The sequence below is a fragment of the Stenotrophomonas sp. GD04054 genome, assembly GCF_029836955.1.
Classification (GTDB): Bacteria; Pseudomonadota; Gammaproteobacteria; order Xanthomonadales; family Xanthomonadaceae; genus Stenotrophomonas; species Stenotrophomonas maltophilia_A.
In genome coordinates this window covers 1-19,637 of sequence record NZ_JAOECR010000057.1, presented here as the reverse complement: position 1 = coordinate 19,637, position 19,637 = coordinate 1, and the positions used below count along the sequence as shown (strand labels likewise).

The window sequence follows — 19,637 nt, the reverse complement described above, 5'->3', positions numbered from 1 at the left end:
CCCTCCGTCCCCTTTTCTGGTTACCGCCAGTCGGTGATGCCTTCGCGGCGGTACACCTCGGCGAACGCCGGGCGCGCCTTCATCGACGTGGCATGTGCCTTGAGCACAGGCCAGGTGTCGCTGGGCTTCGGCATGTTGCGCGACCAGCGCATCAGCATCACCAGCATGTAGTCGACCACGCAGGGCGTGGTGCCCAGCAGGTAGGGGCCATGCGCCTGCAGGTGCGTGGCGACCTGCTGCCAGGCCGCCTCAAGGCGCTGACGGGCCATCTCGCGGCTCGCTTCGATATTTGCCTCGCCCGCCATTTCATGCGGATAGAACCAGGCACGATAGGCCGGCTGCAGCGTATTGGCACACCAGAACATCCAGCGGTAGGCATCGGCGCGCTGCGGCGTGCCCAGTGCGGGCAGCAGGTTGGCCTCCGGATGGCGGTCAGCCAGATACAGTGCGATCGCCGCCGCTTCGGTCAGTACCAAGTCATCTATCAGCAGTGTCGGCACCACACCGGCCGGATTCAGCGCCAGGTACTCCGCCGACTTGTGCTCGCGCGCGTCGAAATCCAGCAGCACCAGTTCGTGCTCGATGCCCAGCTCGATCAGCAGCCAGTGCACCACCAGCGCGGCGGTACTGGTTGAACCATACAGCGTGGTGCTCATGCGGAAGATCCTGTGCAGGTGGATCAGCCGATTATGCGCCCACGCGCGCGGTCGCTGCTCAGCCGCAGATGCTCATGCAGGAATCCCGGCGTTCGCCACAGGACATCATCGGCGCGCGCATCGTGCAGTCATGCGCCTTCAGTTCGCAGGCACGGCGCAGGTCCGGGTTGTCCACATCCTTGCAGCGCTTGTCCGGCGCCGGCACCACCTGCTGCTCGCAATTGCTCTGGCGGCTGCCGAGGGAGTCATTCTGCGCCATGCAGCTGCGATAGCCGGCCTGGCACTGCACGCGGCATTGCGCTGATGCGGGGAAATCCGCGCCTTCGTACGACGCCGGGGTACTGCAGCCGGCCAGGGCCAGCAGGAACACAGCCGCGAGGGATCGATGCAGGCGCATGGGCACATCCAGTACTGGGGTGTGCCGACCCTAGCAGACTACGGTTGCGCGTGCAGGCACCGACGCCCCCATCAGTACACGGGAATGCCGGTGTCGGTGCGGACTTCGTTCACCGTGCCGCCGCAGGAGAGCAGGCACTGGGCGTACGGAGCATTGCATGAAGGAAGCGCCGGGGGACCACAGTAGTTTCCGGCACCGTTGCCCCCTTCGCAGTTGTGCCGCTGCTTGTCGTCGGCAATACCACTGCAACGGCTGATGATCCGGCTCTTCTCGCTTTCGCAGCTGCGCTGGTCCGACTCCGCGCGGGCGCGGTTGTGGAAGTCGCACGTTGCCTTCTGGCTCTCGCAGACCGACACGCAGATCCTCCCCGCTTCGTGGGTTGGCGGCTCGACGAAGTAACGCGGACCACAGGCGCCGCACGCCAGCGCAGCGACCAGCAACACGAAAGCACGCGACCACTGCAGCACGGTGGACTCCCTTCCAATACGTCAGACAGCGCACGTTAGCAGAGCATGCCATCCACGGGCAGGCTGCATACAACAACGGCGCCACAAGGGCGCCGTTGTCTCGACCGGAACGGGAGGAATTACTCCACCACCACCGGAATCTTGCCAATGCGGGCCTGCCATTCGCGCGGGCCGGTCTTGTGCACCGACTCGCCGGTGGAATCCACCGCCACGGTCACCGGCATGTCCTGCACGGTGAACTCGTAGATCGCTTCCATGCCGAGGTCGGCGAAACCGACCACCTTCGCCGCCTTGATCGCCTTGGACACCAGGTAGGCCGAACCACCGACGGCCATCAGGTAGGCCGACTTGTTGTCACGGATCGCCTCGATGGCCGCCGGGCCGCGCTCGGCCTTGCCGACCATGCCCAGCAGGCCGGTCTGTTCAAGCACCTGACGGGTGAACTTGTCCATGCGGGTCGCCGTGGTCGGACCAGCCGGGCCCACCACTTCGTCGCGCACCGGATCGACCGGGCCGACGTAGTAGATGAAGCGGCCCTTCAGATCGACCGGCAGTTCCTCGCCCTTGTTGAGCATGTCGACCATGCGCTTGTGCGCGGCATCGCGGCCGGTCAGCAGCTTGCCGTTCAGCAGCAGGGTCTGGCCCGGCTTCCAGCTGGCCACATCTTCCGGCGTGATCGTGTCCAGGTCCACGCGGGTGCCCTTGGACGAATCGTAGGTCAGCTTCGGCCAGTCCTCCAGCGACGGCGGGTCCAGCATCACCGGGCCGCTGCCATCCAGGGTGAAGTGCGCATGGCGGGTGGCCGCGCAGTTGGGGATCATCGCCACCGGCAGGTTGGCCGCGTGGGTCGGGTAATCGTTGATCTTGATGTCGAGCACGGTGGTCAGGCCACCCAGGCCCTGCGCGCCAATACCCAGCGCGTTGACCTTCTCGTACAGCTCCAGGCGCAGCTCTTCAATGCGGTTGGACGCACCACGGGCCTGCAGCTCGGTGATGTCGATCGGCTCCATCAGCGCTTCCTTGGCCAGCAGCATCGCCTTCTCGGCGGTGCCGCCGATGCCGATGCCGAGCATGCCCGGCGGGCACCAGCCGGCGCCCATGGTCGGCACGGTCTTCAGCACCCAGTCGACGATGGAGTCGGACGGGTTGAGCATGGCGAACTTGGTCTTGGCTTCCGAACCACCACCCTTGGCGGCGACGATGACGTCGACGGTGTTGCCCGGCACCACCTTGACGTTGACCACGCCCGGGGTGTTGTCCTTGGTGTTGATGCGCTTGCCGGCCGGATCAGCCAGCACCGAAGCGCGCAGCTTGTTGTCCGGGTGCATGTAGGCGCGGCGCACGCCTTCATTGGCCATGTCTTCCACGCCCATGGTGGCGTCGTCCCAACGCACGTCCATGCCGATTTCCAGGAACACGGTGACGATGCCGGTGTCCTGGCAGATCGGACGGTGGCCTTCGGCGCACATGCGCGAATTGATCAGGATCTGCGCCATCGCTTCCTTCGCGGCCGGCGACTCCTCGCGCTCGTAGGCGGCGGCAAGGTTCTTGATGTAGTCGACCGGGTGGTAGTACGAGATGTACTGCAGCGCGTCGGCGATGGACTGGATGAGGTCTTCCTGCTTGATCGATGTCACGACTTGCTCGCTTGCTGGAGGCTGGCGGGGGTAATCCCCCCATTTTACCCCCTCCCCCGGCCGCAGGGTGGTAGTGCCGGCCGCTGGCCTGCACTATCCACGCACACCCTCTGTCACGCCACGCGCCACTGCGGCGTCCTTGCCCACATGAACGCTGAAACCGCTTTCCAGACCCACCGTCCGCGCCTGATGGCGCTGGCCTACCGCCTGCTCGGCAGTCGCGCCGACGCCGAAGACGTGGTCCAGGATGCCTGGTTGCGCTGGTCCGGCGCCGACCCGGCGGCCGTCCGCGACCCCGAAGCCTGGCTGGTCACCACCACCACCCGGCTCGGCCTGGACCGGTTGCGCGCAGCCAAGCGCGAGCGCGTGCACTACGTCGGCCCGTGGCTGGCCGAGCCACTGGCGGTCACCCTGGAGCCCGACCCAGCGCCCGGCCCGGCGCAGCTGCATGCGCTGGCCGACGACATCTCGGTCGCCTTCCTGACCCTGCTCGAACAGCTCGGCCCCGAGGAGCGCGCCGCCTTCCTGTTGAAGGAGGCCTTTGACCACGATTACCGCGAGATCGCCGAGCTGATCGGCCACAGCGAGGCCAACTGCAGGCAGCTGGTGCACCGTGCCCGGCAACGCCTGCAGTCTGGGCGGCCACGCTTCAATGCCGATGCCAGCCAGCACCGGCAGCTGCTGGCACGCTTCATGGACGCCTCCCAACGCGGCGACAGCGAGGGGATCCAGGCCCTGCTGCACGCCAATGCGGTATTGGTTTCCGACGGCGGCGGCGTGGTTACCGCGGCGGTCCGCCCGCTGCTCGGCGCCGAGCGCATCGGCCGGCTGTTCTGGGCCATCGCCCGCCGCGGCGCGGCGCATCCGGCCCAGCTGGGCTACGTCAACGGCGAGCCGGCGATCCTGCGCTTTGTCGGTGATCGCCTGCACTCGGTCACCACCATCGAGGTGGTCGATGGCCGCATCGCCAACGTGTACAGCGTGCTCAATCCGGAGAAGCTACCGAGTCTTCAAGGTGAACTCCCCGATTAGACATACGGACTTGGACTTGGGCAATCTGTCAGCGCAATTGAAAGGAAATTGACGGCAATGAATCCCAAGAAGCCAAGAAAGAGAATCAGGGTGAACGTCGGTGATGTATTTGCCGTACCCCTTGACAAAAGCGAGCTTGCTTTCGGCTACGTTCGCACTTACTAGGATCCGGACGTAGCGATCCTTCCATTCATTTCGAAGGGCAGAATGCTCCGAGACTGCGAGCTTCCCACGTTGGAGAGCTTCATGGATGTACTGACTACTCGCACCGGAATTGAAAGAGGTGATTGGCCCAGAATCGCCTCTTTTCCTTTTCCGAATGAAGAATCAACTTGGGCACCACCAAGAAGGCAACTTTCAACGATCCGTCCGGATGTCAGGCTCGTGGTAGTCACGGGAAATTTTATCCCGTCTAAAGAATACGGCGAATGGGACTCTCTTCCTGAGCTCATCAAAGCCAACATTGACCAGTTGAAGGCATTGATTCTCACGTCAGCACCCGAATTCCAAATGATCACCTGAATGAGACGCATCACGACTCGATTCCACTACAAGAGTCTTTACCGCCAATGGGTACAGCGTGCTGAATCCGCACAAGCTGCAGGCGATTCAAGATGCCCGTTAGGCCCACCGGGCTGGAATAGGGCAACATCTTTCCACTTTGGAGAATGATGCTACCACCCATGATTCAGAAAAAACCAAGAGGAAGAATCAGGATAAATGCCGGAGACGTCTTCGCTGTTCCTTTATCAGTTGATGAATTGATCTTTGGCTATGTGCGGGCCTATCAAGCCCCTGATGTCGCGATACTTCCGTTCATCTCAAACGGCAGAATGCTAGGCGAGCACGAGATTCCTACACTTGAATGCCACTTGCACGTTGCATCGCTCCGTGTCGCCATGGAGAGAGGCGAATGGCCTCGAATTGGCAGAGTTCCATTCGAAGATGAGGATTCTTCGTGGGCTCCTCCCAGAAAGCAGATCATTGATTTCAGACCTGATGTTCGTCTCGTCATAGTAAAAGGACAGCTAGTCAATGCAGAACGCTACGGGGAGTGGGATGATCTGCCAGAGATGCTCAGACGGGACGACGATGGCTTGAAGAACCTCATCAATGACTCGAAGTCTGACTTTCTGAAAATCAAGTAGATCCGATACTCCCGCGCTGGACTTCGAATACACGTCATTTCGCTACTGAACGACCATACGCAGTTGCACGGGGTACTTCACACTGTCGTTTTTGACCATCTCCGTCACGAACGCAGACGGCACGGCGTCCTTGTAATGAAAGGCGGCCATCGTGGCCGCCGTGGAGCCGAAAATGTCCGACCACGCCTCTCCCCGCGTCCCTTACACCCGCCTGGCCGCCGAAGCCTTCAAGGGCCTGCTGGCCACCAGCCAGGCGGTGCATGACAGCTCGATCGATCCGACCCTGATGGAACTGGTGTTCCTGCGCGTGTCGCAGCTCAACGGCTGCGGCTACTGCATGGACATGCACGGCACGGCGCTGCGCAAGGGCGGCATCGAGCCGCGCAAGCTCGATACCCTGCCCGCCTGGCACGAAAGCCGTTTCTTCGATGCCCGCGAGCGTGCGGCGCTGGGCTGGGCCGAGGCACTGACCCGGCTGACCGACGGTGCACCGTCACAGGCGGCGTTCGATGCACTGGCACGGCACTTCGATGAGAAGGGCATCAGCGACCTGAGCATGGGCATTGCGGTGATCAACGCCTGGAACCGGCTGGGCGCCGGGCTGCTGCCGCCGCTGCCCTGAGCGCTTCGTTGACAGTGCCTGGACCGCCGGGCACTGTACCTGCCCCGCAGGAAGCATCCGAACGTCATGGCCGACGAAGCCCCCGACACGCCCAGCAAGGAGGCGCTGAAGGCGCTGACCCAGTACCGGGAGCGGGACACCGCGCCGCCCGAACTCCTGTCGACGCTTGAACGGCATGGACTGTTGTGGCCCGTCGAACACCCGGGCCATGAGGCCCTCCAGGTGCGGATGTTCGCCGCCTATGCCCGCGCCGACCGCCAGCATGTGGCAGACAACTTCATTCTCGGCGTGCAGGAGAACCGCAGCGACCTGCGCGCCGGGCTGTCGGCGTATGCGTTCATGGTGCACTTCCCCAGGCATCAGGAGCAGCCACACCCCAGCCTCGCCTGTGCGGTCTGCGGCCAGGTCCGCGAAGGCAGATTCGACCCGACCACCTGGGCGCGCGTCCGCCACAACATCGGGGTCGTGCTCGGCGGAAGCGTAAACGCCATCACCTTCCTGTTGGAACAACACAATCTGACGCCCAGACGGGCGCCCGGCGACATGAGCACACTGGTGGCACTGCTGCGGCTGCTGCACCACGAGAGCGACGCCAAGGACACCCCGTCGACCATCGTCAAACGCGTGCGCGCGCTGCCGGGCCTGAAACTGTCCGTCGAGCAGGCGCGTCACCTGCTGGATGCCCTGGGCCATGCCGGGCTGCTGCAGACCCCCGAGCATCCCGGCCTGGCGCAACGCTTCACCCGGGTCGGTCTGGCACCGCGCACGTCGCGCTCTTCGGACTGGAGCTATCCCGTCGATTTCTGGAAAGGCGCCTACGGCATCGACAGCCGGGCCCTGCGCTTCTGGTTCGCTCACCATCCTGCGCTGCTGGCTGCGCTGGACTGAGCGCGCAGGCGGCGCCGACGCGCTGCCCTGCCGGCGCATGGCAGGCATGCGCCCCGTTCATGCCTCCGCCACGCGCAGGGCGCGCACAATACGCACATGCCTGCTACCCCCACCGCTGGCGCTGCCGCCGCGAAGAAACCCAGCCTGCGCCAGCGCTTCAGGGCGATGCGCAACCTGCCACCGTTCCTGCGCATGGTCTGGAAGACCAGCCCCGCGCTCACCCTGGCCAGCCTTGGCCTGCGCCTGATCCGTGCGCTGCTGCCGGTGGCGATGCTCTACGTCGGCAAGCTGATCATCGACAGCGCCCTGCACCTGAGCCAGCACGACGCTGGCTTCCCGCCGCTGGGCGAAGCACTGTCCAGCGGCATACTGAATCCGCTGCTGGGCCTGCTGGCGCTGGAATTCGGCCTGGCCATCGCCTCGGATCTGCTCGGCCGGCTGGTCAGCTACGCCGATGCCCTGCTCTCGGAACTGTTCGCCAACGTCACCAGCATCCGGTTGATGGAACACGCGGCAACGCTGGATCTGGAGGACTTCGAGGACCCGGACCTGCAGGACAAGCTGGACCGTGCGCGGCGCCAGACCATGGGCCGGATGAACCTGATGAGCCAGTTGTTCGGCCAGGTGCAGGACGCGATCACCGTGGCCAGCCTCGCCGTCGGCCTGCTGGTCTACGCGCCGTGGCTGATCCTGCTGCTGGCGCTGGCCCTGGTGCCGGCCTTCATCGGCGAATCGCACTTCAATGCGGCCGGCTACAGCCTCAACTTCCAGTGGACGCCCGAGCGCCGCCAGCTCGACTACCTGCGCCAGCTCGGCGCCAGCGTGGAAACGGCCAAGGAAGTAAAGATCTACAACCTGCACCGCTTCCTGGTGGAGCGCTACCGGCGCCTGTCGGTGGCGCTGTTCCAGGCCAACCGCGCCCTGGCCCGGCGCCGCGCGTTCTGGGGCACGCTGCTGGCCGCATTGGGCACGCTGGGCTACTACACCGCCTACGCCTACATCGCCTGGCGCACGGTGCGCGGCGACTTTTCGATCGGCGACCTGACCTTCCTCGCCGGCAGCTTCCTGCGCCTGCGCCAGCTGCTGGAGGGCCTGTTGATCGGGTTCTCGCAGGTGGCCAGCCAGGCGCTGTACCTGGATGACCTGTTCTCGTTCTTCCAGATCCAGCCGGAAATCCACTCGCGCGAAGGTGCAGTGCGCGTGCCGCAGCCGATCCGGCAGGGCTTCGTGTTCGAGAACGTCGGCTTCCGCTACCCGGATGCCGAGCAATGGGCGGTGCGCCACCTTGATTTCCAGCTGCAGGCCGGCGAAGTACTGGCGCTGGTCGGTGAAAACGGCGCCGGCAAGACCACGCTGGTGAAGCTGCTGGCGCGGCTGTACGAACCGGACGAGGGCCGCATCCTGCTCGATGGGCGCGACCTGCGCGACTACGACCTGGACGACCTGCGCGCCAACCTCGGGGTGATCTTCCAGGACTTCGTGCGCTACAACCTCAGCGCCGGCGAGAACATCGGCGTCGGCCAGGTCGAGGCGATGGACGACCAGGCACGCATCGCCGACGCCGCACGGCGCGGCATGGCCGAGGAAGTGATCGACGACCTTCCTGGCGGTTACCACCAGCTGATCGGCCGCCGCTTCAAACAGGGCGTGGACCTGTCCGGTGGCCAATGGCAGAAGATCGCCATCGCCCGCGCATGGATGCGCAATGCGCAGGTGATGATCCTGGATGAGCCAACGGCGGCGCTGGATGCGCGAAGTGAGTTCGAGGTGTTCCAGCGGTTCAGGGAACTGGCGGATAATCGCACCGCAGTGCTGATTTCCCACCGTTTCTCCTCGGTACGCATGGCCGATCGCATCCTGGTGCTGGCCGATGGTCGGATCGAGGCCAGCGGCACCCATGAAGAGCTGATGGCCCAGGGCGGCCGCTACGCCGAGCTGTTCGAGCTGCAGGCGGCCGGCTACCGCTGAGAACGCCTCTCGTTCCGCCTAATGAGAACCTGTCTCATTTGAGATAGAATCACCCCGACGACTTCCGATAGATACGCCCATGTCCTCCGCTTTTGGCGCCGAAACGGTGCTTGAGGTCCGTCATTGGACCGATGCCTACTTCAGCTTCACCCTCACCCGCGACAGCGGCTTCCGCTTCGAGAACGGCCAGTTCGTGATGATCGGCCTGGAAACCGAGGCGCGGCCGCTGCTGCGTGCGTATTCCATCGCCAGCGCCAACTGGGAAGAGCATCTTGAGTTCTTCAGCATCAAGGTGCAGGACGGCCCGCTGACCTCGCGCCTGCAGCACATCAAACCGGGTGACAAGGTGCTGGTCGGCAAGAAGCCCACCGGCACCCTGCTGATCAGCGATCTGCACCCCGGCAAGAACCTGTATCTGCTGGGCACCGGCACCGGCATGGCGCCGTGGCTGTCGGTCATCAAGGACCCGGAAACCTACGAGCGCTTCGAGAAGGTGATCCTCTGCCACGGCGTGCGCTACGAAAAGGACCTCGCCTACCGCGACTACTTCGAGAAGGAACTGCGTGAGCATGAGTTCCTGGGCGAGATGATCGGCGACAAGCTGCTGTACTACCCGGCCGTCACCCGTGAGCCGTTCGCCAACCAGGGCCGCCTGACCCAGCTGATGGAAAGCGGCGAGATGCAGCGCACCCTCGGCCTGCCGGAGCTGAGCCCGGAGAACGACCGCGCGATGATCTGCGGCAGCCCGCAGATGCTGGCCGACCTGCGCAGCGTGCTCGATGCCCGTGGCTTCCAGGTCTCGCCGCGTATCGGCCAGCCGGGCCACTACGTGTTCGAGCGCGCGTTCGTCGAGAAATAAGCAAAAAAGGGGACGGAGGGGATTAAGTCGTTTGTGCACAAACGACTTAATCCCCTCCGTCCCCTTTTCGGGTTCATCTCACAGCAGCGCTTCGATCTCGCCGCGCAGCTGCTCCGGCCTGGTGGTGGGCGCATGCCGCGACACCACCTGCCCCTGGCGGTCGACCAGGAACTTGCTGAAATTCCACTTGATGCGGGCGCTACCCAGCAGGCCGCGCTTTTCGCGTGACAACCATGCCCACAACGGATCAGCCCCGTCGCCGTTGACCTCGATCTTCTCCGACAGCGGGAAGCTGACCGGGTAGTCCAGCGAACAGAACTGGCGGATCTGCGCGGCGTCGCCCGGTTCCTGTGCACCGAACTGGTTGCATGGGAACCCGATCACCACCAGGCCACGCTCGCGATACTCCTGCCACAGCTGTTCCAGCCCGGTGTACTGCGGGGTGAAGCCACAGCGGCTGGCGACATTGACCAGCAGCATCGGGTGCCCCTGGTACCGGGCCAGGGCCTGCGGCTGGCCGTCGAGGTCGCGGAAGCTGAAGTCGTAGGCAGTGGTCATGGCAGCGGGCCGTGGGCGGTGAATGCATGGTACCCGCGCCCGGCCCCGGCAACATGCCTTTTGACACAAGTGCGGGCGCCGCCGGCCGGGTTACCCTCGGGCCCTTGTTTGCCTTACCGGAGTTCCTACCTTGACCACTCGCCTTGCCCTTGCCGTGGCCATGTCCCTCGGCCTTGCCCTGCCCGCCTTCTCGGCCGGCGCCGCCACCCCGGCTGCCAGCACCCATGCCCAGCAGGCCAATCCGTTCTTCGCCGAAAGCCCGCTGCCGCTGCACTTCCCGCAGTTCGACAAGATCAAGGACAGCGACTTCGCCCCGGCCTTCGACGCCGGCATGGCGCAGCAGCTGAAGGAAGTGGAGGCGATCGCCAACAACAAGGCCAAGCCGACCTTCGACAACACCATCATCGCCCTGGAAAAGAGCGGTGACATCCTCGACCGTGCGACCACCGTGTTCTTCAGCCTGGTAGGCGCCGACACCAACGACACCCGCAAGAAGCTGCAGGCTGATTACTCGGCGAAGTTCGCCGCGCACAGCGATGCGATCGCGCTGAACGGCAAGCTGTTCGCCCGCATCCAGGCGCTGTATGACTCCCGCAGCCAGCTGGGCCTGGACGCCGAAGGCGTGCGCCTGGTCGAGAAGTACTACGACAACTACGTGCGCGCCGGCGCCAAGCTGTCCGAGGCTGACAAGGCCACGCTGAAGGAGATGAACGCCGAGCTGGCCAACCTGGGCACCAAGTTCAGCCAGAACGTGCAGTCGGAAGTGAACGCTTCGGCGATCACCGTCGACGACGTCAAGGAGCTGGACGGCCTGTCCAAGGAGCAGATCGCCGCCGCCGCCGAAGCCGCCAAGGCTCGTGGCCTGGAAGGCAAGTACGTGATCACCCTGCTCAACACCACCGGCCAGCCGCCGCTGACCAACCTGGCCAACCGCGCCCTGCGCCAGAAGATCTACGAAGCCTCGACCACGCGCGGCAGCCGCGGCGGTGAGTTCGACAACACCGCGCTGGTCTCGCGCATCATGCAGCTGCGTGCCGACAAGGCCAAGCTGATGGGCTTCCCGAACTTCGCCGCCTACAACCTGACCAACCAGACCGCCAAGACCCCGGAAGCGGTCAACGCAATGCTGGGCAAGCTGGCTCCGGCCGCCGTGGCCAACGCCAAGCGCGAAGCCGCCGATCTGCAGGCGATGATCGACAAGGAACAGAAGGCCGCGCGCAAGCCGACCTTCCAGCTGGAACCGTGGGACTGGGCCTTCTACAGCGAGAAGGTGCGCCAGGCCAAGTACAACTTCGACGAGTCGCAGCTGAAGCCGTACTTCGAGATGAAGAACGTGCTGGAGAACGGCGTGTTCTACGCCGCCGGCCAGGAATTCGGCCTGACCTTCAAGCAGCGCACCGACCTGCCGGTCTACCACGATGACGTCACCGTCTACGACGTGTTCGACGCTGACGGCAGCCAGCTGGCGATCTTCATCTTCGACCCGTATGCACGCGCCTCCAAGCGCGGCGGTGCGTGGATGAACTCCTACGTCTCGCAGTCCAAGCTGACCGGCTTCAAGCCGGTGGTCGCCAACCATCTGAACATCCCGAAGCCGCCGGCCGGCCAGCCGACCCTGCTGACCTGGGACGAGGTGAACACCACCTTCCACGAGTTCGGCCACGCCCTGCACGGCATGTTCTCCAACGTGAAGTACCCGTACTTCTCGGGCACCTCGGTGCCGCGTGACTTCGTCGAGTTCCCCTCGCAGGTCAACGAAATGTGGTCGGACAACCCGGTCATCCTGAAGAACTACGCCAAGCACTACCAGAATGGTTCGGCGATGCCGCAGGCACTGCTGGACAAGGTGCTGGCAGCGGCCAAGTTCAACCAGGGCTTCGCCACCACCGAGTACCTGGGCGCGGCCATGCTTGATCAGCGCTGGCACCAGATCGGCGCCGACCAGGTGCCAGCCGCCAAGGACGTGATGGCCTTCGAGCGCGTCGCGCTGGAGAAGGACGGCATCTACTACGCGCCGGTTCCGCCGCGCTACAAGACCCCGTACTTCAGCCACATCATGGGCGGCTACTCGGCCGGCTACTACGCCTACATCTGGTCGGAAGTGCTCGACGCCAACACCCAGAAGTGGTTCAAGGACAACGGCGGCCTGAGCCGCAAGAACGGCGACCACTTCCGCGCCACCCTGCTGTCCAAGGGTGGCAGCGTGGACGCGATGCAGCTGTTCCGCGATTTCGCCGGCCACGAGCCGCAGATCGAACCGCTGCTGGAAAAGCGTGGCCTGACCGGCGCCGGCAACTGATCGCCCGCGCGGTAGCCTGAAACGAAAACCGCCCGGGAGACCGGGCGGTTTTTTGTTGGGGCATCCACGCATGGCGTGGATCTACTGGATTGCGTCATGTGTGGATCGATGATGCCGGGGTTCGTGGCGCGAATGGATCGTGCCGACCAACGATCGGCACCCACCAATAGATCCACGCCATGCGTGGATGCTCTCCGGTCACCGCCGAAACAGTCGCTCCCACCACCGCCCTTTCGGCGTACCGGGCGTGGCAGCGGCAGTCGATGCGATATCCGGGTGCGCTGCCACGAACTCCGCCAGCTGTGCCGCCGCGGCCTCCGCATACAGCATCGCGCCATCCGGCGCGCAGTTCAGCAGATTGCTCAAGCTGGTCGATGCATTGAGATCCATCGGGTTCGGCTCGACCACCTCGCTGGCCTCCAGCAATCCGCATCCGCTGGCGATCGCGTCATCGACAACACGCCAGAAAACAACCAGGCGTCCATCGGAGAACAGCTCCTCCAGGCGCGCAGCCAGTGCGCTGTCCACTGCATGATCAGCGCGTAACTGCTTCAGCCGGGCATGCGTGATGAACACGCCACCACCATAGTTTTCACGTAGATGGTTGCCGGCGGCAGCATCCGCCCACTGCAACGGCACCAGTTGCCGCCAGTCCGCGAAATAGCGGGCGACCACCGGATCGTCGATGAAAAACGAAAGGGCGCTCCCGCGGAGATAGTGATACCGCCGAAGGTGGCCGGCCACGATCGCCAGGTACAAAGCGTGCCCCTTCTCGAAAGGCACTTCTGCGCTGATCGAGCGAGCCTCCTCGATGCGCTCCTGCAGCTGCTCCATGTAGAACGGCTCGATCTGGAACCGCTGCTGCAGCTCGGCGACCAGCGCGCCATCCTTAAGCGCACGGAAATAAATGTCACGGATCTCGGATTCCGCAATCGGATGATAGGTGATGTCCCAACCCATGCTGCGATGCCTTCAGTGAAGCGGTGATGCCGCTGGTCGACAAGTCTAGCGCCCACGTCACCCCAGCCAGGCACAGCGCCGACAACGCTCGCGCATGACGTCAAGCGATGTCGCTTCTTCCACGATCTGCACCATCGATCGCGCAGGGCAGAAGTGCAGCCTCAACGTGGCGCCACGTACCCACCCGGCACGCCTTCCGGCGACAGCACCAGCTGCCACAGCTGCGCGTGCCGGCAACGGAAGGTGGCCATCGACCCGGCCAGGTAGAAGCGCCACATGCGCCGGAAGTGCTCGTCATAACGTGCATCCAGCCGCGGCCACGCTGCTTCCACGTTGCGTCGCCAGGCCTGCAGGGTCAGATCGTAATCGGTGCCGAAGTTGTGCCAGTCCTCCAGCACGAAGCGGCCCTCGAACGCCTTGGTGATCTGCACCGCCGATGGCAGCATCGAGTTGGGAAAGATGTAGCGCGCGATCCACGGGTCGGTACGATGCCGCGAGATGTTGGTGCCGATGCTGTGCAGCAGCAGCAGGCCGCGCGGTGACAGGCAACGCCTGGCCACCTCGAAGAAGCTGGCGTAGTTCTTGTCGCCGACGTGCTCGAACATGCCGATCGAGAAGATCGCATCGAACGGTTCGTGCAGTTCGCGGTAGTCCTGCAGGCGGATCTCGATCGGCAGGCCGGCGCACAGTTCGCGCGCGAACTCGGCCTGCTCCTGCGAAATGGTCACGCCGACGCCACTGACACCGTAGCGCTCGGCGGCGAACTTCAGGGCTTCGCCCCAGCCACAGCCGATGTCCAGCACACGCTGCCCCGGGCGCAGGCCCAGCTTGCGGCAGACCAGGTCAAGCTTGGCTTCCTGCGCGGCGTCGAGATCGCCGGCATTGCGCCAGTAGCCACAGCTATAGACCAGGCGCTGGCCCAGCATGGCCTGGTAGAGATCATTGCCGAGGTCGTAGTGGCGGCGGCCCACCTCGTAGCTGCCCTGCCCCACCTGCAGGTTGAACAGGCGCGCCTTCAGTGCATCGGCCACTTCGCGCCAACCATGCACCCGTTCGTCCAGGTGCGCCTGCATCAGGTGGACAAGGAAGTCGTCCAGGACGTTGGCATCCCACCAACCGTCCATGTAGCTCTCGCCGAGGCCAAGCGAGCCGTGCGCCATGACCCGCGCGAAGAAGCGCGGGTCATGAACCTGGATATCCTGTGGCTGGGTACCGCCGATGCGGACCCCGGCTTCCTGCAGCAGGCCGGCGACCCGCTCCTGCAACCCTGTATCCACGCCACCTCCTCGACTGCGGTCAACCGCGTGCGAACAGCTCCACGTAGTCCTTGGCCACGTGCGGCAACAGCACCGCCGCCGGTACATCGGCGGTCTGGGTGCCGTCCGAGTATGGACCCACCTGGTACGGCGGGAAAACAAAGCGCAGCGCGGTGATCTGCCCCTTGTCGTCGGTCAGCGGCTGGAACTGGCTGAAATTGTCGGCCTGCGGGCCGGTGCCGTCGGCAATCATGCGCGATGCGTTGCGCAGCGATTCCTGCAGCTGGGCCGGATCCATGTCCTCACCGCTGAGGCGGGTGGCCACGCGTTCACGCAGCTGGTCAGCGACGAAATCGCTGATCGCCTTCCAGCCCTTGGCATCGGCCACCAGCTTTTCGGCGCTGAGCATCTGCTGATGCTGCGGCAGCCACACGAATCGGGCCACCAGCGGTTCGCCATGGGCGCCACCGGTGTAGCGGCTGCCATCGGCACTGACCACCACCAGCTGCGGGGTTTCCAGCAGCTTCTCGAAGCTCAGCGACAGCTCGTACGGCATGGTCGGCTTGTCATTGCCCAGCCCGTCCAGCGCCTGTTGCAGGTCACTGCGCGCACTCGTCGCATAGCTCTGCAGCGCGCGGGCCAGGCCCGGGTAGCGGTCGATGCCGGCCGGGTAGCTGATACCCACCACTTCGCGTTCGTTGTTCTCGATCACGTCGCGCAGGTCCAGCGGCGCTTCCGTGACCGGCGTTTCGCCTGCGGCGGTGGCTTCGGCGGCGGGCGCCGCGTCGGTCGCCGGTGCCGGCTCGCTTTCACGCTGGCAACCGGCCAGCAACAGCACGCCCACCACGCCGGCCAACACGCTGCCGTGCAATGGCCGGTTGTTTCCAATCTTCATCGGGATCCCCTGTTCATGTTTGTACATCATCGCCTGCCATGGCTGAAGCGTGGCCCGCTGGCATTCAGCCAACGAGCAGGTCGTGGTACTCCTCATGCCGCTGCAGGAAGGCCTCGGCGTAGGAACACGCCGGCACCACCTTGTACTTCTGCTCACGGGCAAAACGCAGCGCCACACGGGTCAGCTCACCGGCGATGCCTCGGCCGGCAATCGGCTCGGGCACCTCGGTATGCGTGATGACCATGCGCCTGCGTTTGATCTGGTAGTCCAGCACCGCCAGCTGTCCGCGCACACGGGCGGTGAAGCGATGGTTGGCCAGGTCGTGTTCGACCTCGTAGGCCAGACCGGGGGGCGTGACCGAAGCCATGGAACTGTCTCCTGCGGCGACTGCGTGGATGGTGCGCAGCCGGGCGCCATGATCGCGTGAAGCCTGAACAGGGGCAAGTCCGTTCCATTCACGTCAGTTTGCGACCCTCAAGCTGGAGCACAGGCGGCCGCTATCGCCTGTGGAGGGGTACGGCCGGGCTGGCACGGCCCTTGCGACCGTTGATCATGCGCACCACCGCGGAGGCTCCGATGCACCCCAGCGATTCCCATTCAGATACCGACCGCGCCCTGCTGGAGGGCCTGCTGCAACTGGCCGTGGAGGGGCAGACCCAGGACCAGGATTTCCAGCGCATCGGCGAAGAAGTGTTCGCCCGCCTGCTGGATACCTACGGTCAGCAGCCCACGCTCTGAAACAGCGGGGGCGGATCGCTGCCGATCCGCCCCGCTCCCGTCTTCAACCGCCGCCGAGGCGGAAGGTCGGGTTGGAAAGTTCGCGCAGGAAGTGAGTGAAGATGCTCGGCTGCATGGCCAGCATGAAGATCACGCCGAACGCCGCGCCCGCCAGGTGCGCGCTGTGGTTGATGCGGTCACCGCCGCGCTTGTCCATCCAGATGCTGTAGCCGACGTAGAACGCGGCGTAGACGATGGCCGGCGCCGGGATGAAGAACACCAGGATGATCGACCACGGCTTGATCAGGATGAAGGCGAACAGCACCGCCGACACCGCACCGGACGCACCCAGGCTGAGGTAGTTCGGGTTCTTCTGGTTCTTCAGGTAGCTGGGCAGGATCGAGACCAGCAGCGCACCGATGTAGAACGCCGGGTAGGTCAGGTAGCTGCCGGTCAGCTGCACCATCACGCTCTCGATGAATCCCCCGAAGAAGAACAGGGTGATCATGTTGAAGATCAGGTGCGACCAGTCGGCGTGGATGAAGCCATAGGTCACCAGCCGGTCGTACTGGCGGTGACGGTCGATGGCCGGCGGCCACAGGATCAGGCGGTCGGCCAGCTTGCGGTTGTTGAACGCCATCCACGACAGGATGGCGGTGATGGCGATCAACAGCAGATTGACGGGGGTCATGTCAGGCTCAGGCGCTACGGTAGTTGTCGACCATACGATAGCGTTTCGCGTACCAACCGAAGGCCAACGCCGCGACGAAGGCGAAACCGGCGAAGAAGAACATCAGGAACGCCGCCTCGCTCAGGCCCGTACTGGCGATCTTGTGGGTCACCGCATCGTTGCGCACCGCCGCGTTGGACAGCAGCACCCACAGGTTGCCGATGGTGGTGGTCAGGTTCCAGAAGCTCATCACCACGCCCTTCATCGCCTGCGGCGCCTGGCTGTAAGCGAACTCCAGGCCGGTGGCCGAGACCAGCACCTCACCGAAGGTCAGCAGCGCGTACGGCAGCATCTGCCAGAAGATCGACATGGCGTTGCCCCCGTCCATCACCACCTGGATGCCGCCGACCACGATCCAGGCCAGACCGCTGAAGGCGATGCCTGCGGTCATGCGGCGCAGCGCGGTCGGCTCGAAGCCGAAGCGGCGCAGGGCCGGGTACAGCACCAGGTTGTTGAACGGAATCAGGATCATCACCAGCAGCGGGTTCAGTGCCTGCATCTGCGAGGCGGTGAACCAGCTCGGCATCTGCATCTGCTGGCCCTGCAGGACCCAGGTCGAGGCCTTCTGGTCGAACAGCGAGAAAAACGGCGTGGTCAGCGCGAAGATCACCAGCACCCGCAGCACCGAGCGCACGCCTTCCACGGCTTCGGCCGGATGCTGGCCACGGGCGCGATCGAGCTGCAGCCAGGTGCCACCGCCGATACCGGCCAGGATCGATACCAGCGCCAGGCACAGGCAGATCACGATGCCCAGCGAGCCAACCAGGCCGAACGAGGCCACTGCCAGCACCAGGCCGAGCACGGCGATCACCAGGCCCGGACGGCCCTGGCCGGCCACGCGCGTGGTCAGTGCGGTACGCACCACGTTGGCGAACGAATGCGGATCCTTCGGCGGCAGCGGCACCAGCACGTAGCGCTTGCGGCCCAGCCAGAACACGAAGGTGGCGATGAACATCAGGATGCCCGGGATGCCGAACGCCCACTGCGGGCCCCAGTTCTTCAGCACCAGCGGGATCAGCAGCGAGGCGAACAGCGAGCCGAAGTTGATGATCCAGTAGAAGGCGTCGAAGACGATCTTGGCCAGGTGCTTGTTGCTCTGGTCGAACTGGTCGCCCATGAACGAGGCCACCAGCGGCTTGATGCCACCGGCACCGAGCGCGATCAGGCCCAGGCCGAGGAAGAAGCCCTCGCGGCTGTTCTCGAACAGCGCCAGGCACAGGTGGCCGGCACAGTAGACCAGGCTGAACCAGAGAATGGTGTGGTACTTGCCGAAGAACCTGTCGGCCAGCCAGCCTCCGAGCAGCGGGAAGAAATACACGCCGATCATGAAGCTGTGCATGATGTCCTTGGCTTCACCGGCACGGCCTTCCGCAGTGATTTCCTGCAGCAGCAGCGAGGTGATCAGGAACTGCACCAGGATGTTGCGCATCCCGTAGAAACTGAACCGCTCGCAGGCCTCATTGCCGATGATGTACGGGATCTGGCGCGGCATCTTTCCCTGGCCGGCGATGGGGGCAACTGCGTCGTGGCTCATCCTGTAAGGCAATCCTGCAAAGCGAAAGGCGCAAGATTACCGGAAGCAGGGCTTGCGAAGCACGCTGCAGGGCTGCATGACAACGGTGCCAATCCATGGCAGGCAGCGACACTCCGTGTCGGAAGTCACGGCACCTGCACGACAAAAGCGTAAACTTATCGTTATGCGCCCCCTCGCCCCCGCCCGTCTCCTGCTCAGTTGCCTGGTGCTGCTGATGGCGTTGCAGGCACAGGCGCGGCCGCAGGCAACGGCCGCCACTGCCAGTGACAACGAGCCCCGGCAACTCACCGTGGCCGCGCTGGAACTGCCCAGCCGCGATGACGCGCAATGGAAGTTGCGCCGTGAGCAGGTCGCACAGTTGCTGACCGACCTGCAGCCGGACGTGATCTCGGTGCAGCAGGTGCTGCAGCAGCAGGGCCGCAATCCGGCCTGCTGGCTGGCCAGCCGGCTGCGCTACAGCTGCGACTTCGTTACCGCCGATCCGCCCAGCCAGCCGTTGCGGCATGGCAACGCGATGCTGACCCGGCTGCCGGTCAGCGAGGATGGCGTGACCCTGCTGCACCCACCCGGCACCTTCAGCGCCGCCGGCATGATGCGGCTGAAGCTGGGCGAGGCACTGGTCAACATCTATGTGGCACGGCTGCGCCCGGACCCGGACGAGGCCACCGCCCGCCAGCATCAGACCAGCGACCTGATGACCTGGATCGGCGCCACCGCCGAGGGCATGCCCAGCCTGATTGCTGGCGATTTCTCGGCCAACACGGTGGAACTGGTGCGCAGCACGCCGGGTTTCCAGCCGGCCCGGCGCAATCCCGGCGGCCGCGCCGAAGCGCCGGCGGCCAGTGGCGGTGGCAGCAGCGGCCACGGCCTGGATGTGCTGTTCCAGGTCAAGCACTTCGGCGGCATCCGCCAGCAGCCGATCCTGCTGCCGGCCGACGGCGACCTGCCCGGCCTGCGCCTGGGCGTGATGGCCACCCTGCGCCTGCAGGGCGAAACGGCCACCGCGGAATAGGT

General features: G+C 64.7%; 21 protein-coding genes. 10 read left to right on the top strand and 11 right to left on the bottom strand.

All coding sequences use genetic code 11. The features are described 5' to 3' along the window. Positions 1 to 20 precede the first annotated feature (20 nt). The 4 genes from N7573_RS19300 to N7573_RS19285 all read right to left on the bottom strand — a co-directional run bounded on the left by N7573_RS19300 (position 21) and on the right by N7573_RS19285 (position 3,157). Positions 21 to 656 (bottom strand): glutathione S-transferase family protein, encoded by a 636-nt coding sequence (locus N7573_RS19300; RefSeq protein WP_279913327.1) that lies wholly within the window; start codon positions 654 to 656, stop codon positions 21 to 23. 58 nt (positions 657 to 714) lie between these two features. After that, positions 715 to 1,053 carry a hypothetical protein gene (locus N7573_RS19295; RefSeq protein WP_121505096.1) on the bottom strand — a complete coding sequence of 113 codons (339 nt, stop codon included), beginning with the start codon at positions 1,051 to 1,053 and terminating at the stop codon, positions 715 to 717. A 71-nt stretch (positions 1,054 to 1,124) separates the two neighbouring features. Next, positions 1,125 to 1,520 (bottom strand): hypothetical protein, encoded by a 396-nt coding sequence (locus tag N7573_RS19290; protein WP_279913326.1) that lies wholly within the window; start codon positions 1,518 to 1,520, stop codon positions 1,125 to 1,127. A gap of 119 nt (positions 1,521 to 1,639) precedes the next feature. Beyond that, complete coding sequence (locus N7573_RS19285) at positions 1,640 to 3,157, bottom strand: fumarate hydratase (protein WP_006377486.1); 1,518 nt, start codon at positions 3,155 to 3,157, stop codon at positions 1,640 to 1,642. A gap of 147 nt (positions 3,158 to 3,304) precedes the next feature. Between N7573_RS19285 and N7573_RS19280 the strand changes: the two genes are divergently transcribed. The 7 genes from N7573_RS19280 to N7573_RS19250 all read left to right on the top strand — a co-directional run bounded on the left by N7573_RS19280 (position 3,305) and on the right by N7573_RS19250 (position 9,674). Then, on the top strand, positions 3,305 to 4,189 hold the full coding sequence (locus N7573_RS19280; protein WP_279913325.1) for an RNA polymerase sigma-70 factor: 885 nt from the start codon (positions 3,305 to 3,307) through the stop codon (positions 4,187 to 4,189). A gap of 246 nt (positions 4,190 to 4,435) precedes the next feature. Then, positions 4,436 to 4,711 (top strand): hypothetical protein, encoded by a 276-nt coding sequence (locus N7573_RS19275; protein ID WP_279913324.1) that lies wholly within the window; start codon positions 4,436 to 4,438, stop codon positions 4,709 to 4,711. A gap of 161 nt (positions 4,712 to 4,872) precedes the next feature. Further along, positions 4,873 to 5,337, top strand: coding sequence for an Imm26 family immunity protein (locus N7573_RS19270; protein WP_279913323.1), 465 nt, complete (start codon positions 4,873 to 4,875; stop codon positions 5,335 to 5,337). A 172-nt stretch (positions 5,338 to 5,509) separates the two neighbouring features. Beyond that, positions 5,510 to 5,959 (top strand): carboxymuconolactone decarboxylase family protein, encoded by a 450-nt coding sequence (locus N7573_RS19265; protein ID WP_279913322.1) that lies wholly within the window; start codon positions 5,510 to 5,512, stop codon positions 5,957 to 5,959. Between the two features lie 66 nt (positions 5,960 to 6,025). Further along, complete coding sequence (locus N7573_RS19260; RefSeq protein WP_279913321.1) at positions 6,026 to 6,847, top strand: hypothetical protein; 822 nt, start codon at positions 6,026 to 6,028, stop codon at positions 6,845 to 6,847. 96 nt (positions 6,848 to 6,943) lie between these two features. After that, a complete protein-coding gene (locus tag N7573_RS19255) occupies positions 6,944 to 8,815 on the top strand; it encodes an ABC transporter ATP-binding protein (RefSeq protein ID WP_279913320.1) in 1,872 nt (623 codons plus the stop codon). Positions 8,816 to 8,894: 79 nt separating this feature from the next. Further along, positions 8,895 to 9,674: a ferredoxin--NADP reductase gene (locus N7573_RS19250; RefSeq protein WP_046984352.1), complete on the top strand. Its 780-nt coding sequence runs from the start codon at positions 8,895 to 8,897 to the stop codon at positions 9,672 to 9,674. A gap of 78 nt (positions 9,675 to 9,752) precedes the next feature. On the opposite strand, the gene N7573_RS19245 is transcribed toward N7573_RS19250, so the two are convergent. Continuing rightward, positions 9,753 to 10,232 carry a glutathione peroxidase gene (locus tag N7573_RS19245; protein WP_180845214.1) on the bottom strand — a complete coding sequence of 160 codons (480 nt, stop codon included), beginning with the start codon at positions 10,230 to 10,232 and terminating at the stop codon, positions 9,753 to 9,755. 130 nt (positions 10,233 to 10,362) lie between these two features. Here N7573_RS19245 and N7573_RS19240 point away from each other — a divergent pair, with 130 nt between their 5' ends. Further along, the gene (locus N7573_RS19240) at positions 10,363 to 12,531 is read left to right on the top strand and encodes a M3 family metallopeptidase (protein WP_279913587.1); all 2,169 of its coding nucleotides are present in this window, start codon (positions 10,363 to 10,365) and stop codon (positions 12,529 to 12,531) included. Between the two features lie 198 nt (positions 12,532 to 12,729). Here N7573_RS19240 and N7573_RS19235 read toward each other — a convergent pair whose 3' ends face one another. The 4 genes from N7573_RS19235 to N7573_RS19220 form a co-directional block, all read right to left on the bottom strand. Next, positions 12,730 to 13,491 (bottom strand): hypothetical protein, encoded by a 762-nt coding sequence (locus N7573_RS19235; protein ID WP_279913586.1) that lies wholly within the window; start codon positions 13,489 to 13,491, stop codon positions 12,730 to 12,732. Positions 13,492 to 13,652: 161 nt separating this feature from the next. Then, positions 13,653 to 14,768 carry a cyclopropane fatty acyl phospholipid synthase gene (gene cfa / locus N7573_RS19230; protein ID WP_149909190.1) on the bottom strand — a complete coding sequence of 372 codons (1,116 nt, stop codon included), beginning with the start codon at positions 14,766 to 14,768 and terminating at the stop codon, positions 13,653 to 13,655. A gap of 19 nt (positions 14,769 to 14,787) precedes the next feature. Beyond that, positions 14,788 to 15,669, bottom strand: coding sequence for a DUF3298 and DUF4163 domain-containing protein (locus tag N7573_RS19225; RefSeq protein ID WP_049421528.1), 882 nt, complete (start codon positions 15,667 to 15,669; stop codon positions 14,788 to 14,790). Positions 15,670 to 15,706: 37 nt separating this feature from the next. Beyond that, the gene (locus N7573_RS19220) at positions 15,707 to 16,009 is read right to left on the bottom strand and encodes a GNAT family N-acetyltransferase (protein ID WP_006455911.1); all 303 of its coding nucleotides are present in this window, start codon (positions 16,007 to 16,009) and stop codon (positions 15,707 to 15,709) included. 209 nt (positions 16,010 to 16,218) lie between these two features. Between N7573_RS19220 and N7573_RS19215 the strand changes: the two genes are divergently transcribed. After that, positions 16,219 to 16,380: a hypothetical protein gene (locus tag N7573_RS19215; RefSeq protein ID WP_165929939.1), complete on the top strand. Its 162-nt coding sequence runs from the start codon at positions 16,219 to 16,221 to the stop codon at positions 16,378 to 16,380. A gap of 43 nt (positions 16,381 to 16,423) precedes the next feature. Here N7573_RS19215 and N7573_RS19210 read toward each other — a convergent pair whose 3' ends face one another. After that, positions 16,424 to 17,050, bottom strand: a complete 627-nt coding sequence (locus tag N7573_RS19210) for a rhomboid family intramembrane serine protease (protein ID WP_010486760.1) — start codon at positions 17,048 to 17,050, stop codon at positions 16,424 to 16,426. A gap of 7 nt (positions 17,051 to 17,057) precedes the next feature. After that, the gene (locus N7573_RS19205) at positions 17,058 to 18,623 is read right to left on the bottom strand and encodes an oligopeptide:H+ symporter (protein WP_032129657.1); all 1,566 of its coding nucleotides are present in this window, start codon (positions 18,621 to 18,623) and stop codon (positions 17,058 to 17,060) included. 163 nt (positions 18,624 to 18,786) lie between these two features. On the opposite strand from N7573_RS19205, the gene N7573_RS19200 reads away from it, so the two are divergent. Next, a complete protein-coding gene (locus N7573_RS19200) occupies positions 18,787 to 19,635 on the top strand; it encodes an endonuclease/exonuclease/phosphatase family protein (protein ID WP_107433030.1) in 849 nt (282 codons plus the stop codon). Positions 19,636 to 19,637 lie beyond the last annotated feature (2 nt).